Raw genomic sequence first — 14,551 nt, 5'->3', positions numbered from 1 at the left:
ACGAAGCGTGTTCACCCGGTGTCAAGGCGCTGGACGGCTCCGGCTGGGCCGCTTCGGTTCTGCGGCTAGTGCGGCCACTCCCATCCGGCGACGTCCGGCAGGTCCTCGCCGTGGGTGCGGGTGTGCTCGCGGGCGGCGTGCCTCGCGTCCTCCATCTGCTGCCGCAGCCCCGCGGCGTTCTCGCCGAGGCCGGGCACGCGGTCGATGACGTCGATGACGAGGCGGAACCGGTCGAGGTCGTTGCGCATGACCATGTCGAACGGCGTGGTCGTGGTGCCCTCCTCCTTGTAGCCGCGCACATGGAGGTTCTCGTGGTTGGTGCGGCGGTAGGTGAGCCGGTGGATGAGGGTCGGGTAGCCGTGGAAGGCGAACAGGACCGGCTTGTCTGCGGTGAAGACCGTGTCGAACTGCCGGTCGGGCAGGCCGTGCGGGTGCTCGGTGTCGGGCTGGAGCCGCATGAGGTCGACGACGTTGACCACGCGCACCCGCAGCCGCGGCAGGGTCTGGCGCAGGATGTCGGCGGCGGCCAGGACCTCCAGCGTGGGCGAGTCCCCGGCGCAGGCGAGCACGACGTCGGGCGACCGGCCCTCGTCGGTGGACGCCCACTCCCAGATGCCCAGGCCCCGTTCGCAGTGGCGCACGGCCTCGTCCATGCTCGTGTACTGGAGCGCGGGCTGCTTGCCTGCGACCACGACGTTGACGTACTGGCGGCTGCGCAGGCAGTGGTCCATCGTGGACAGGAGCGTGTTGGCGTCCGGCGGCAGGTACACCCGGACGACCTCGGCCTTCTTGTTGATCACGTGGTCGATGAACCCGGGGTCCTGGTGGGAGAAGCCGTTGTGGTCCTGGCGCCACACGTGGCTCGACAGGAGGTAGTTGAGCGAGGCGATCGGGCGGCGCCACGGGATGGCGTTGGTCGTCTTGAGCCACTTGGCGTGCTGGTTGAACATCGAGTCGACCAGGTGGATGAACGCCTCGTAGCTGGTGAACAGCCCGTGCCGGCCGGTGAGCAGGTAGCCCTCGAGCCAGCCCTCGCACAGGTGCTCCGAGAGCACCTCCATGACGCGCCCTTGCGGCGCCTGGTGCTCGTCCGTGGGATAGACGTCGGCCTGCCATTGCCGATCGGTGGTCTCGAAGGCCGCGCCGAGCCGGTTCGACTCGACCTCGTCGGGCCCGAAGAGCCGGAACCGGTCCGGGTTGGCGCTGATGACGTCGCGCAGCCACTTGCCGAGGACCTTCGTGGCCTCGCCGGTGGTGCGGCCGTGGCCCTCGGTCTCCTGGCCGTACTCGCGGTAGTCGGGCAGCACGAGGTCGCGCAGGAGCAGGCCGCCGTTCGCGTGCGGGTTGGCGCTCATGCGCTGCGCGCCTCGGGGATGCAGGTCGAGGAGTTCGGGCGCGGGCTTGCCGGTGGCGTCGAACAGCTCCTCGGGCCGGTACGAGCGCATCCACGCCTCGAGCATCGCCAGGTGGTCGGGGTTCGTGCGCACGCCCGAGAGCGGCACCTGGTGGGCGCGCCACGTGCCCGCCACCGGCACGCCGTCCACTTCGGCCGGTCCCGTCCAGCCCTTCGGGGTCCGCAGGATGATCATCGGCCAGCGCGGGCGGACCGCTTGTCCATTGGCGCGGCGGCGCGCGTCGGCGCGGATCTCGGCGATCCGGTCGAAGCACGCGTCCAGCGTGGCGGCCATCGACTGGTGGACGGCCGCGGGGTCGTCGCCTTCGACTAGGAACGGCTCGTAGCCGACGCCGCGGAAGTACGACATGCGGTCCTCGTCGGAGATGCGCGCGAAGATCGTGGGGTTGGCGATCTTGTAGCCGTTGAGGTGCAGGATCGGCAGGACCGTGCCGTCCGAGACGGGGTTGAGGAACACGTTGGAGAACCACGAGCCGGCCAGGGGGCCGGTCTCGGCCTCGCCGTCGCCCACGACGCAGGCCACGGTGAGGTCCGGGTTGTCGAACGCGGCGCCGAACGCGTGCGAGAGCGCGTAGCCGAGCTCGCCGCCCTCGTGGATCGAGCCGGGCACCTCGGCGGCGACGTGCGAGGGGATGCCGCCGGGGAAGGAGAACTGCCGGAACAGCTGCTTCATGCCCTCCTCGGAGTGGTTCACCGAGGGGTGCAGCTCCGGGTAGGTGCCCTCGAGCCAGGTGTTGGCGACGATCGCGGGGCCGCCGTGGCCGGGGCCGGTCACGTAGATCATGTCGAGGCCGCGGGCGGTGATGCAGCGGTTCAGGTGCGCGTAGATCAGGCTCAGGCCGGGGCTGGTGCCCCAGTGGCCGAGCAGGCGCGGCTTGATGTGCTCGGGGCGCAGCGGCTCCCGGAGGAGGGGGTTGTCGAGCAGGTAGATCTGGCCGACGGTGAGGTAGTTCGCGGCCCGCCAGTAGGCGTCGATGCGGGCCAGTTCCTCATCGTCGAGCGGCGCGGTGTCGAGACCGGGTTGCGTCGTGTCCATGCGTCCGAGGGTGCCGTATCAGGCGCGCCTTAACCGTCATTCGCGGGAATTCCTCGCATGCGCGGGCTTTCGCGGTCAGTCGACCTCTTTGAGCATCCGCTCCACGGACGCCAAGCGGCCCTTGAGCTCCGCGAGGGAGGCCTTGATCTCCGCCGAGTCCTCGCCGGCCTTCGCCGCCAGCTCCCGGTAGTTCGCCTCGCGGGCGGCCGACGCCTGCGCCTTCTTGGTCGACGCCCACACGAGCATCGAGACGATCACGATCGCCGCGATCAGGAAGGCGAATCCGAATACGAACAGCATCCCGGCTTGTCCCATGGACATTAATCTGTTTCCTTTCCGTGGCCGCCCGGTGCGGGCAGGGTCGGCAGCGCCGCCTTGATGATCTGCGGGGAGACCTGCAGGGCGAACGGGACCGCTTCGAAGTACTTGACGGCCCTGCCGTCCTCCGAGAGCTCCAGCGACCCCGTCACCAGGCCCGCGGACTGGAGCTTCTGCAGGTGCATGTGGAGCAGCGGGCGGCTCATCCCCAGCTGGCGGGCCAAGTGGCTCACATACTGCCGCCCGTCGGCGAGCGCCCCGAGGATGCGCAGCCGGTGCGGGTTCGCCAGCGCCGAGAAGGCCGCGAGCAGGGCCGCGCCGTTCAGCTCCTCGGGCTCCATGACAACCATCCTTGTCGTATGTCAGAAAATTCTGACACATGACGGCGGCGCCCGCAGGACCGGGGCCCGCAGGTAAACCGATTGCCCTCTGCGGCACCGGCCTGAAGAATCTGGTCATGCTCGCCGAACACCTCCCGATCTACCGCCTGAGACTCCGCACCGAACGCCTCGAACTGCGCCTGCCCGCGAACTTCGACGAGATCGCCAAGCTCGCCGAAGTCGCCGTGGCCGGTGTCCACGACCCGGATTTCATGCCGTTCGGCATCCCGTGGACCGCGGCCGCGCCCGATAAGGTCGCCCGCGGCGTCGCCCTCTGGTACCACCGCGCCATCGGCCGCTGGGAGGAGCAGGCCTGGACCCTCCCCTTCTACGTCTTCCAAGACGGCGAACCGATCGGCGTCCAGGACATCAAGGGAACCGAGTTCGCCGACACCCGCGAGGTCAGCACCGGCTCCTGGATCGGCCGCGTCCACCAGGGCAAGGGGATCGGCAAGGAGATGCGCGCCGCCGTCCTCCACTTCGCGTTCGCGGGGATCGGCGCGGACTACGCGACCAGCGGCTCCTACGACGGCAACGCCGCCTCGGCCGGCGTCTCGCGCAGCCTCGGCTACCGCGAAGACGGCATCAAACTCCCTGTCGTCCAAGGCGTCCGACGCACCGAGCAGCGCTGGCGGCTCACCCGCGAGGACTGGGAGGCCCACCGCAGGCACGAGGTCGCGATCGAAGGCCTCGACGACGACGTACTGGACATGCTCGGCCTCACCGAGAAGGAGCCATCGTGAAACTCACCGACTACATGCCGGTCTACCGGCTCCGCCTGCGGACCGAGCGGCTTGAACTGCGCCTGCCCGACCTCGACGACCTGGTCGCGCTCGCCGACCAGGCCGCGGCCGGCGTCCACGACCCGGACTTCATGCCGTTCCTGACGCCGTGGACCGAATGCGAGCCGATCGAGCGCGGCCGCCGGACCCTGCAGCACCAGATGAGCGTCATCGCGGGCATCAGCCCCGAGCGGTGGATGCTGCCGCTCGTCACGGTCCTGGACGGCGAGATCGTCGGCATGCAGGAGGTCGGCGCCGCCGACGTCAAGGCGACGCGCGAGGCCCACACCGGGTCGTGGCTCGGGCGCGCCCACCACGGCAAGGGCATCGGGACGGAGATGCGCGCAGCCGTGCTCGACTTCGTCTTCAACGGGCTCGGCGCCGACTACGCGCTGAGCGCCTCGTTCGAGGGCAACGGGCCTTCCGAGGGCGTCTCACGCAAGCTCGGCTACAAAGCCGACGGCATCGACCACAAGGTCCTGAACGGCGTGCGCCGCCAGGACAACCGCTGGCGGCTCTCCCGCGAGGACTGGGAGGCCCACCGCAAGCACGAGGTCGCGATCGAAGGGCTGGACGCCGAAGTCCTCGCGGCGCTCGGCCTGGGCGAGTCCGAGGAGTGACCGGGCGGGCGCGGCTCAGGCGTGAGCCGCGCCCCAATCGGTCCCAAGGCCCTATCAAGCCCCGGTGAACGATGCGCTAAAGTAATCATCGTTCCCCGGTCAACACCGGAGAAATGCGGACGTAGCGCAGTTGGTAGCGCGACACCTTGCCAAGGTGTAGGTCGCCGGTTCGATCCCGGTCGTCCGCTCCAGATTGAGAAGCCCGGCGGTGATGCCGGGCTTTTTTCGTTGCCCGGGGACGGGGGCGGGATTGGGGCGGACGTAGCGCAGTTGGCGGTGCTGGTTGCAGCGCTTCGCGCTGGTGCGACACCTTGCCAAGGTGTAGGTCGCCGGTTCGATCCCGGTCGTCCGCTCCAGATTGAGAGGCCCGGTAGTGATGCCGGGCTTTTTTCGTTGCCCGGGGACCGGGGCGGGATTGGGGCGGACGTAGCGCAGTTGGCGGTGCTGGTTGCAGCGCTTCGCGCTGGTGCGACACCTTGCCAAGGTGTAGGTCGCCGGTTCGATCCCGGTCGTCCGCTCCAGTTCGAGAGGCCCGGCGGTGATGCCGGGCTTTTTTCATTGCCCGGGGACCGGGACCGTTCGGAACATGCATGCAGAAAGGGCCGCCCGATCCGGGCGGCCCTTCTCGCTATGCCTTCGCTTGCTTCGGGATCCAGCGGACTCCCATTTCCTCCTCGGACGGGGCGGTGCCCGGCAGCGGCGCCTGCCCCGGGGCTCGCAGCGCCTCGAGGCAGAGCTCCAGGATCCGCAGCCGCACCTCGCGGGTCCGCTCCGCGTCGCCGATGTCGATCGAGGCCAGGGACTCGGTGATCATGATGAGGTCGCCGATCGCCGCGTCCTCGCGGAGCACGCCGGCGTCACGCAGCTTCCGCATGAGCGCGTCGTTCAGCTCGGCCCCCGCCACGCCCGCCGCGAACATGTCCGGCGTCGGCGTGAAGGTCCCCGCCAGCTTGACCGTGATCGACGCCGTGTCCGCGGCGACGACCCCTCTCATGAAGCGGCAGAACGCCTCCCATGCGTCCCCCTCGGCGTCGACCGCCTCCTGCACCAGCTCCATGTGCCGGGCCAGGCCGTCCCCGCACAGCTTGCGCAGCAGGTCCTCCTTGCTCGGGTAGCGGCGGTACAGCGCGCTGATGCCCACCCCGGCGCGCTTGGCGACCTCCGCGATCGGGGCCTCCGGGTTCGCGACGAACACCTCGTGGGCGGCTTCGAGGATGAGCGTGTCGTTGCGGGCGGCCTGCGCCTTTCGCCCGCTGAGCGGCTTGTCGGTCATGACTGGCATCCTATCCGGAACAGAGCGGTTCATTCTGTTGCACCTTTCTTCTGAACGCCTTCGACCGGCCGTGCCCGGAGGGCCCGACCGGTCCGAAGACTCAACGGCTCAGTGCTCGGCCTTGGCCTGCTTCGGCAGCCCGAAGGCCACCAGGAACGCCACCACCGTCAGGCCCACGGTCAGACCCGTGACCCACTGGGCCGCGCCCATCGCCTCGGCGATGCCGCCGCCGATCGCGAACTGGCTGAAGAAGACCGTCCCCAGCACCGCGACACCGAGCGCGGCCGCGCCCTGCTGGAAGGACTCCAGGAGCCCCGAAGCCGAACCGACCTCGTGGTCCTCCAGCTCGCCGGTGATGATCCCGAAGAGCGGCACGAAGATCATGCCCATCCCGATCCCGTAGAACAGGAACGCCGGCGACAGGGCCCAGGCGCCCGGCGCCGAGTCCGCACCGAACTGGAGCCACAGCACCACCAGGCTGGCGGTCATCATCGCGAGGCCCAGGTGCAGCACGCCGCGTCCGAGCTTGGGGGCGAGGCCGGCGCTGGCACCGGAGCCGATGAACGCGCCGACCGCCCAGGCGGCCATCGCGAGGCTGGCCTTGAGCGGGCCGAAGCCCAGGCCGAGCTGGAGGAACAGGCCGACCGCGAGGGAGAAGCCGGTGACCGAGCCGAAGAAGACGACCACGAACGCGATGCCGGAGGTGTAGGAGCGCTTGGCGAACACGCTCAGCTCGATCAGCGCGGTCTTGCCGGAGCGGGCGCGCTTGATCTGGCCGCGCACGAAGTAGGCGAGCACCGGCACCGAGGCGATGAGCATCGCGACCGACCAGGCGGGCCAGCCGAGCTCGCGGCCTTCGACGAGCGGGACGAGCAGGAGGCTCATGCCGACCGCGGCGACGACCGCCCCGCCGAGGTCCAGCTTGAGGCCGCGGGTCCGCGGAGCGCCGGCAGGGAGGACCTTGGCGCCCAGGACGAGTGCGGCGATGCCCAGCGGCAGGTTGATGAGGAAGATCGAGCGCCAGCCGGAGCCGAAGAGGTCGGCGTCGACGAGGAGTCCGGCGACGATCGGGCCGGCGATCGAGGCGAGACCGATGAGCGGGCCGAAGACCGCGTAGGCCTTGCCCATGTCGCGGCCGAACAGGTCGCGGATGAGGCCGAAGCCCTGCGGCACCATCACCGCCGCGAAGGCGCCCTGCACGAGGCGGGCGGCGAGCAGCAGTTCGATGGAGCCGGCCGCGCCGCACGCGAGCGAGGCGAGGAGGAAGCCCACCAGGCCGATCATCAGGACCCGCTTGCGACCGAACATGTCGCCGAGGCGCCCGCCGGTGAGCAGGCCGATCGCGAGGGCGAGGGTGTATCCGGCGGCGAGCCACTGGATGTGGGAGGCGGTGCCGCCGAGTTCGGTGCGGATCGCGGGGGCGGCGACGTTGACGATCGAGGCGTCGAGGAGGTTGAGGAGGGTCGTGGCGAGGATCGCGATGAGTCCGAGCCAGCGGCGCGGGTGCGTGGCGGGCGCTTCGGTTGCGGCCGAAGCGGTCTCGGCGATCGCGGAGGAGGCGGCGCGGGCGGGCGCGGCCTCGGTGGTCGGGGTCTCGGCGGTGATGGTCACGGATGCCTCCGGGGCTCTCGGTGTTCAGTGGAACGGAACGCTTGATTCCACTATAACAGACCGGAACGATCTGTTCCACTAGGAGGGCGGATTTTTCCCGCGGTATTCGGAGACTGGCCCGGAGCAGCGAAAACGCCCGGCCGACGAGCAACCGGGCGTCGAGTAACAGAGCGGCTCAGGTCTGCTGGGTGCCCTTGAGCAGCTCGAAGATGATGATCATCGCGACCGCCGCGATCACGAGCCACAGCGTGGCCTTGCGGAACTTGTGGCGGGCGCCCGGGGAGAACCACATGACCGCCGCGATGATGAGCAGCACACCGACCACCACGCCTGGCGCGGAGCTGATTCCTTCGTCCACCTTGATCCCAATCCCGTCCGAGCGACCGTGTCCCGACTGTTCTACCGGTCGCTCACTCAATCATTCAGGCCGGGGCCCGGCCGGTCAACCCGTTCGCCGACCCGGCGCGGTGATTCGCCGAACCGATGCCCTGTCACAGCAGGCAGCTCGTGCCCTCGGCGGTGCGCTCATGGAAGTACACAGTGATCTGACCGGAGTAGTCGGCGGTCTCGCCGGCGGCCGGGCTCTGGTCGATCACCGTGCAGTGCTCGGGCTCGGGCACGATGTAGTAGTAGCCGACCTGGGCGACCACGTTCGCGAACCCTTCGCCGTTGAGCTGGTCGCGGGCGTCGAACGTGGTCCCGCCCCGCACGTCGGGCACCGGGCCGCCGCCCTCCTTCAAGGGCTCGTCCTCGTCCTCGTTCCCACCGCCCGTGTTGCCCTCGGGCTCCGAACCGCCGCCGTCGTCCTCGGGCTCCTCCTCGGTGGGCGCCTCCGACTCCGCGGGCGAGGCGCTCGCGGACGACGAGGGCTCCTGCGCGGCGGCCGAGCCCGATGCCGAAGTGGAGGCCGACAGCGTGGGCGAGGTGTCGTCCTCGCCGTCGGCGACCTTCCCGTCGCCGGAGAACGGGTTGAGTGCCACGACCGCGATCACGGTCAGCGCCAGTACGGCCGCGAGGCCGATGAGCACCAGGCGGCGGCGTCGGCGCGGGTCCTCCGCGGGCGGCTCGACCGCCGCAGGCTGGGAAGGCGGCGTCACCGGCGGCATGAACGGCGGCTGCGCGGCCTGCAGCGGCACGTCAGGGGTCCTCGCCTCCGCAGCGTTCGCGTCCGCCGGCGCAGACGCGAACGCAGGGGGCGTCACGGCGGGATGCCGCCCGGTCGTCGCCGCCCGGGCCGCCGCGGCGAGGACGTCGCCGGATTCCCAGCGCTCCTCAGGGGATTTCGACAGCGACCGGGAGACGACCACCGCCACCTCGACCGGCACGTCGGCGGGCAGCGCCGGCGGCTCGGAGTACAGGTGCCCGTGGATCACCGCGGCCGGGTCCGCGGCGTCGAACGGCGGCGTCCCCGTCAGGCACTCGTAGGCGACCGCCCCGAGCGAGTACAGGTCCGACGCGCCCGTGACGCCCTTGTCCCGCAACTGCTCCGGCGAGACGTACGGCGCCGTCCCCAGCACCTGGTCGCTGGGCGTGAGCCGGGAGCGGTTCGCGAACAGCGAGATCCCGAAGTCCACCACCTTCACGCGGTCGTCGGCGTCGATGAGGAGGTTGCCGGGCTTGATGTCCCGGTGCACGATCCCGCGCCGGTGCGCGGCCGCGAGCGCTTCGGCCGCCTCGGCCACGATCCGCATCGTCCGGGCCGGGTCCAGCCGCTCCTCCCGGTGCAGCAGCTCCGCGAGCGATACGCCGTCGACGAGCTCCATCACCAGGTACACGACCGTGCGGTCGCCGTCCGGCTCCTCGCCGAAGTCGTAGACCTCCACGCACCCCGGGCCCTTCAGGCTCGCCAGGGTCTTCGCCTCGCGCTCGAAGCGGTCCCGCGGACGCTGCGAGCCGTCGAGGCCCGCGTGCAGCACCTTGACGGCGACCGTGCGGTCCAGCCGCTCGTCCTCGGCCCGCCACACCGCGCCCATGCCGCCGGAGGCGATGACGCGGTCGAGCCGGTAGCGGCCGGCGATGAGCGTTCCGGAGTCCACGGGCAATCCTCGTTCGGGGTGTCCTGTCGCGCGATCGCCTGCGGGCCATGGGGGGACGGAATCCGGCGGCTCGCGGTGTCGGCGCTGCTGTCGGGCAGGAGGTCTACTGTAAGGCGCGCCCGCGACGGGCCCGCCGCGGCCCGCGCGGTGATGCGCGATACCACGCGGCCGTTCGGGTCCCCACCGCGCGAAATCCCGTAGGCTGACAAGCGAACCGGAGCGGCGATAGCGACAGCAAGCGTCACCAGGCGGCCCACAGGCGTGCCGGACGAGGAGTAGCCAATGACCGAATTCATCGAAGTCCCCAAAGGCCTGGACCGTGTCATCGTCGCCGACACCGAGATCGGCGACGTGCGCGGCGAAGAGGGCTTCTACCACTACCGCCAGTACAACGCCGTGGAACTCGCGCAGCGCTGCTCCTTCGAGCAGGTCTGGTACCTCATGACCCACGCCGCGCTGCCCTCCCGCGCCCAGCTCGACGAGTTCAAGGCGCAGGTCGCGCCCTACCGCACGCTCACCCCCGAACTCCGCGAGCTGCTGCCCCACCTCAAGGGCTCAACGCCGCTCGACGGCCTGCGCACCGCGCTCTCCGCCGCGTGCGCGTCCCGGCCCATGAAGCCGGTGCTCGACATCGACGAGGCCGCCCGCGCCGACGACGCCCTCTTCGCGTGCGCCGTCACCCCGGCCATCCTCACCGCGATGTACCGCCTGGGCCAGGGCCTCGAACCCCTCGACCCGCGCGAAGACCTCGGCTACGCCGCGAACTACCTGTACATGATCACCGGCGAGGTGCCCTCCGAAGCCGCCGCGCGCGCCGTCGAGCACTACCTCATCCTCACCATCGACCACGGCTTCAACGCCTCCACGTTCACCGCCCGCGTCATCGCCTCCACCGGCGCCGACCTCGGGGCGGCCCTGGTCGGCGCGATCGGCGCGCTCTCGGGCCCGCTGCACGGCGGCGCGCCCGCCCGCGCGCTCGACGCCCTCGACGCCATCGGCGGCCCGGACAACATCGACGACTGGATCCGCGGCGAACTCGAGGCCGGGCGGCGCATCATGGGCTTCGGCCACGCCGTCTACAAGACCGACGACCCGCGCTCGCTGCACCTGCGCGACGTCGCCGACGAACTCGACGGCGACATCGTCGACTTCGCCAAGACCGTCGAACGACGGGTCGTCGAGATCCTCGCCGAGGTCAAACCGGGACGCAAGCTCTACACGAACGTCGAGTTCTACGCCGGCGTCGTGATGGAGCTCGCGGGCGTGCCGCGCACGATGTTCACGCCCACGTTCACGACCAGCCGCGTGGTCGGCTGGAGCGCCAACATCCTCGAGCAGGCCCGCGACTCCAAGATCATCCGCCCGCGGGCCCGCTATGTCGGCACCCCGCCGCCCCAGCCGGTCCCCGAAGACGGCTTCGCCGACTGAACGACCGAAGCGGCCGCGAGCGATGCTCGCGGCCGCTCACGCTTTCGGGCGACATCAGCGCTGTTCGGCGGCATTGCCGTCACACTCCCGCGGCAATGTGGGAACCACCTTTCCCCGGGCGGGTGGGGGCTGGGGACGGCAGACACGGGCCCAAGCTCACAGGTGAGCCGCCGCGCAGATCCGCTGCGCGGGTCGCACGGGGTGGATAGCGTTGGAGCCGTGGCTCAAAGTCTCTACCTCGCCAGTCTCGACCCCGGCAGCGGCAAGTCCGCCGTAGCGGTCGGCGTCATGGACCTGCTCACCCGGCGGGCCGGCTCCGTAGCCGTCTTCCGCCCCATCGTCCGCGACGAGCACGCCCGCCTGTCGCTCACCGCCGGAACCGGACTCAACCCCGATCCAGCGCTCCAGGGCGACCCGATCATCACCCTCCTCCGCGACCAGTACCGCCTTCCGAGCCCTTACGAGGCCTCGGTCGGCGTCACCTACGCCGACGTCCGCGCCGACGCGGACGCCGCCCTCACCCAGATCGTCGAGCGCTACCACGCGCTGGCCGACGCGAACGACGTCGTCCTCGTCGTCGGCTCCGACTACTCCGATGTGGGCGCACCCGTCGAGTTCAGCTACAACACCCGCATCGCGGTGAACCTCGCCGCGCCGATGCTCCTGGTCGTCACCGGCCACCGCAAGCACCCCGCCGACATCGCCGCCGCCCTCCGCTTCGGAACCGCCCAGGCGGAAGCCGACCACGCGACGGTCCTCGGCACCGTCGCCAACCGCGTCGACCCCGCCGACATCGAACTCGTCAAAGCCGCGCACCCCGGCACCGGCGTCATCGCCGAAGACCCGGTCGTCGTCGCCCCCACCGTCGGCGAACTCATCGAGGCCGCCGACGCGACCCTCATCTCCGGCGACCCCGACGTCTTCACCCGCACCGTCGGGGACGTCGTCGTCGCCGCCATGACCCTCCCCAACCTCCTCACCCGCCTCGCCGACGACAAAGCCGTCATCCTCCCCGGCGACCGCTCCGAAGTCCTCCTCGGACTCCTCGCCGCCCACCAGGCCGAAGGCACGCCGAGCCTCTCGGCCGTGTTCCTCACCGGCGGCATCCGGCCCGAACCGCAGATCCTCGACATCGTCGCCGGCCTCGACTCGCGCCTGCCGATCGCCCTGGTCCAGCACGACACCTTCGACATGGCCAACCTCGTCGGCGACGTCTCCGGCTCGCTCGCCGCCGGCGGCCAGCGCAAGATCACCCGCGCCCTCGAGGACTTCGCGGCCGGCGTGGACGGCGACGACCTGCTCGACCGGCTCGCGCTGGCGAAGCCGACGGTGGTCACGCCGGTCATGTTCGAGCACGCGATGATCGGGCGGGCGAAGGCCCTCGACAAGCACATCGTGCTGCCCGAGGGCGCGGAGCCGCGCATCCTCAAGGCCGCCGAGATCCTCATGCGGCGCGACGTCGCCCGCCTGACGCTCCTCGGCGAGGAGTCCGAGATCCGTTCGCAGGCGGCGCAACTGGGCGTCGACCTGGGCGGGGCCTCGATCATGAACCCCGGGGACCACGAGATCCGCGAGCGGTTCGCGAAGGAGTACGCGCAGCTGCGCGCCCACAAGGGCGTCACCTTCGAGCAGGCGTACGACACGGTCGCGGACGTCTCCTACTTCGGCACGATGATGGTCCACACGGGCATGGCCGACGGCATGGTCTCGGGCGCGGTGCACACCACGGCCCACACGATCCGGCCCTCGTTCGAGATCATCAAGACGAAACCCGAAGTGGCCGTGGTCTCCTCGGTGTTCTTCATGTGCCTGGAAGACCGGGTCCTCGTCTACGGGGACTGCGCGGTCAACCCGAACCCCAATGCGGAGCAACTGGCCGACATCGCGCTATCCTCTGCAGACACCGCCATCGAGTTCGGCGTGGAACCGCGCGTGGCGATGCTCTCCTACTCCACCGGCACCTCGGGCCACGGCGAAGCCGTGGACAAGGTCCGGGCGGCCACCGAGATCGTCCGGTCCCGCAGGCCGGGCCTCCCGGTGGAGGGTCCGATCCAGTACGACGCCGCCGCCGACGCCGGCGTCGCCGGCACGAAGCTCCCTGATTCGCAGGTGGCGGGGAAGGCCACGGTCTTCATCGTCCCCGACCTGAACACCGGCAACAACCTGTACAAGGCCGTGCAGCGCTCCGCCGGGGCGATCGCGGTGGGTCCGGTGCTCCAGGGCCTGCGCAAGCCCGTGAACGACCTGTCGCGGGGCGCGACCGTGCCCGACATCGTCAACACCGTCGCGCTGACCGCCATCCAGGCGAGCCAGCCCGTCTGAGCCCTGGCAGGCCTGCGTTCGCGAAGGCCGCGCGCGAGAAAGGAATGCCATGAGCGCACCGGTCCTGGTGATCAACTCCGGGTCCTCGTCGATCAAGTACCAGCTGGTCGACGGCGAGACCATGGAGGCCTCGACCTCGGGTCTGATCGAGCGCATCGGGCAGTCGGAGTCGGCCCTCACCCACAGGCACGCGGGCGAGAAGCACGAGTCGACGAGGCACCTGGCCGACCACGCCGCCGGTCTCGAGGCGATGGTCGCGGCGTTCGAGGAGCACGGCACCCCGCTCTCGGAGGCCGGGCTCATCGCGGTCGCGCACCGGGTCGTGCACGGCGGCGAGCGGTTCGTGCAGCCGGTGATCGTGGACGACGAGGTCGAGCAGGCCATCGAGGCGCTCTCGGCGCTCGCGCCGCTGCACAACCCGGCGAACCTGGAGGGCATCCAGGTGGCGCGCAAGCTCTTCCCGAAGCTGCCGCAGGTGGCGGTGTTCGACACGGCGTTCCACGCGACGGTGCCCGAGCGCGCGCACCTGTACGCGGTGCCGAGCTCCTGGCGCGAGGAGCACGGGGTGCGCCGGTACGGCTTCCACGGCACTTCGCACGCGTACGTCTCCCGCAAGGCCGCCGAGCTGCTCGGCAAGAGCCCCAAGGAGGTCAACGTGATCGTGGCCCACCTGGGCAACGGCGCGTCGGTGTCCGCTGTGGAGCGCGGGCGCTCGATCGACACGTCGATGGGGCTGACCCCGCTCGAGGGCCTGGTCATGGGAACGCGCTCGGGCGACATCGACCCGGCGATCGTCTTCCACATGCACCGGCAGACCGGCGCCTCGTTCGAGGACCTCGACGCGGCGCTGAACAAGGAGTCGGGGATGCTCGCCCTGACCGGGCAGATCGACATGCGCGCGGTCGAGTCGGCCGCGGAGGCGGGCGACCGGTCGGCGCAGATCGCCCTGGAGATCTACTGCTACCGCATCCGCAAGTACATCGGCTCGTACATCGCCGCGCTCGGCGGGGCGGACGCGATCGCGTTCACCGCCGGCGTGGGGGAGAACAGCGCGGAGGTGCGCGCGGGCGCGCTCGGCTCGCTCGTGGCGCTGGGCGTGCACCTGGACGAGGCCGCGAACGCGGCGGGCGGGCCGGTCATCTCGACGCGGCATTCGCCGATCACGGTGATGGTCATTCCGACCAACGAAGAGGGCGAGATCGCCTCGCAGACGGCGGCGCTCCTGCGCTCCTGACGCCTGCACACCCGCATATCGCGGCGCCGCGCCCGGGAAACCGGGCGCCGGGCCGTGGGGTATCCCCCAAAAAAAAAAACACCGGGGGTTTTTGTGA

General features: G+C 70.5%; 12 protein-coding genes and 3 tRNA genes. 8 read left to right on the top strand and 7 right to left on the bottom strand.

The window, feature by feature from the left end:
• Positions 1-65: 65 nt before the first annotated feature.
• The 3 genes from QWI33_RS01170 to QWI33_RS01160 all read right to left on the bottom strand — a co-directional run bounded on the left by QWI33_RS01170 (position 66) and on the right by QWI33_RS01160 (position 3,109).
• The gene (locus QWI33_RS01170) at positions 66-2,450 is read right to left on the bottom strand and encodes a phosphoketolase family protein (protein ID WP_289954059.1); all 2,385 of its coding nucleotides are present in this window, start codon (positions 2,448-2,450) and stop codon (positions 66-68) included.
• 75 nt (positions 2,451-2,525) lie between these two features.
• Complete coding sequence (locus QWI33_RS01165) at positions 2,526-2,771, bottom strand: hypothetical protein (protein WP_289954057.1); 246 nt, start codon at positions 2,769-2,771, stop codon at positions 2,526-2,528.
• Positions 2,771-3,109 carry an ArsR/SmtB family transcription factor gene (locus tag QWI33_RS01160; protein ID WP_289954055.1) on the bottom strand — a complete coding sequence of 113 codons (339 nt, stop codon included), beginning with the start codon at positions 3,107-3,109 and terminating at the stop codon, positions 2,771-2,773. The genes QWI33_RS01165 and QWI33_RS01160 overlap by 1 nt, the downstream gene beginning before the upstream one ends.
• Before the next feature lie 116 nt (positions 3,110-3,225).
• Here QWI33_RS01160 and QWI33_RS01155 point away from each other — a divergent pair, with 116 nt between their 5' ends.
• From QWI33_RS01155 to QWI33_RS01135, 5 genes are all read left to right on the top strand, one after another.
• Entirely contained in the window at positions 3,226-3,891 is a 666-nt protein-coding gene (locus tag QWI33_RS01155; RefSeq protein ID WP_289954053.1) for a GNAT family N-acetyltransferase, read from the top strand.
• Complete coding sequence (locus tag QWI33_RS01150; RefSeq protein ID WP_289954052.1) at positions 3,888-4,550, top strand: GNAT family N-acetyltransferase; 663 nt, start codon at positions 3,888-3,890, stop codon at positions 4,548-4,550. Before QWI33_RS01155 ends, QWI33_RS01150 begins: the two co-directional genes overlap by 4 nt.
• Positions 4,551-4,665: 115 nt before the next feature.
• Positions 4,666-4,741: transfer RNA gene (locus tag QWI33_RS01145), tRNA-Gly, on the top strand.
• A 64-nt stretch (positions 4,742-4,805) separates the two neighbouring features.
• Positions 4,806-4,906: transfer RNA gene (locus QWI33_RS01140), tRNA-Gly, on the top strand.
• A 64-nt stretch (positions 4,907-4,970) separates the two neighbouring features.
• Positions 4,971-5,071 (top strand) — tRNA-Gly (locus QWI33_RS01135).
• Between the two features lie 107 nt (positions 5,072-5,178).
• Here QWI33_RS01135 and QWI33_RS01130 read toward each other — a convergent pair.
• The 4 genes from QWI33_RS01130 to QWI33_RS01115 form a co-directional block, all read right to left on the bottom strand.
• Positions 5,179-5,823: a TetR/AcrR family transcriptional regulator gene (locus QWI33_RS01130; protein WP_289954050.1), complete on the bottom strand. Its 645-nt coding sequence runs from the start codon at positions 5,821-5,823 to the stop codon at positions 5,179-5,181.
• 108 nt (positions 5,824-5,931) lie between these two features.
• Entirely contained in the window at positions 5,932-7,434 is a 1,503-nt protein-coding gene (locus tag QWI33_RS01125; RefSeq protein ID WP_289954048.1) for an MFS transporter, read from the bottom strand.
• 175 nt (positions 7,435-7,609) lie between these two features.
• Positions 7,610-7,792: a hypothetical protein gene (locus QWI33_RS01120; RefSeq protein WP_270108086.1), complete on the bottom strand. Its 183-nt coding sequence runs from the start codon at positions 7,790-7,792 to the stop codon at positions 7,610-7,612.
• Positions 7,793-7,925: 133 nt separating this feature from the next.
• Complete coding sequence (locus tag QWI33_RS01115; RefSeq protein WP_289954044.1) at positions 7,926-9,470, bottom strand: serine/threonine protein kinase; 1,545 nt, start codon at positions 9,468-9,470, stop codon at positions 7,926-7,928.
• 282 nt (positions 9,471-9,752) lie between these two features.
• Here QWI33_RS01115 and QWI33_RS01110 point away from each other — a divergent pair, with 282 nt between their 5' ends.
• From QWI33_RS01110 to QWI33_RS01100, 3 genes are all read left to right on the top strand, one after another.
• Positions 9,753-10,898 carry a citrate synthase/methylcitrate synthase gene (locus QWI33_RS01110; protein ID WP_289954043.1) on the top strand — a complete coding sequence of 382 codons (1,146 nt, stop codon included), beginning with the start codon at positions 9,753-9,755 and terminating at the stop codon, positions 10,896-10,898.
• Between the two features lie 219 nt (positions 10,899-11,117).
• On the top strand, positions 11,118-13,220 hold the full coding sequence (gene pta, locus QWI33_RS01105) for a phosphate acetyltransferase (RefSeq protein ID WP_289954041.1): 2,103 nt from the start codon (positions 11,118-11,120) through the stop codon (positions 13,218-13,220).
• 49 nt (positions 13,221-13,269) lie between these two features.
• Complete coding sequence (locus tag QWI33_RS01100) at positions 13,270-14,454, top strand: acetate/propionate family kinase (protein ID WP_289954039.1); 1,185 nt, start codon at positions 13,270-13,272, stop codon at positions 14,452-14,454.
• The last annotated feature ends 97 nt before the right edge of the window (positions 14,455-14,551 follow it).

Source organism: Glycomyces tritici (assembly GCF_030403505.1).
Note: the sequence above shows the minus strand (reverse complement) of the source record. Positions and strands in the feature narration are given on the sequence as shown.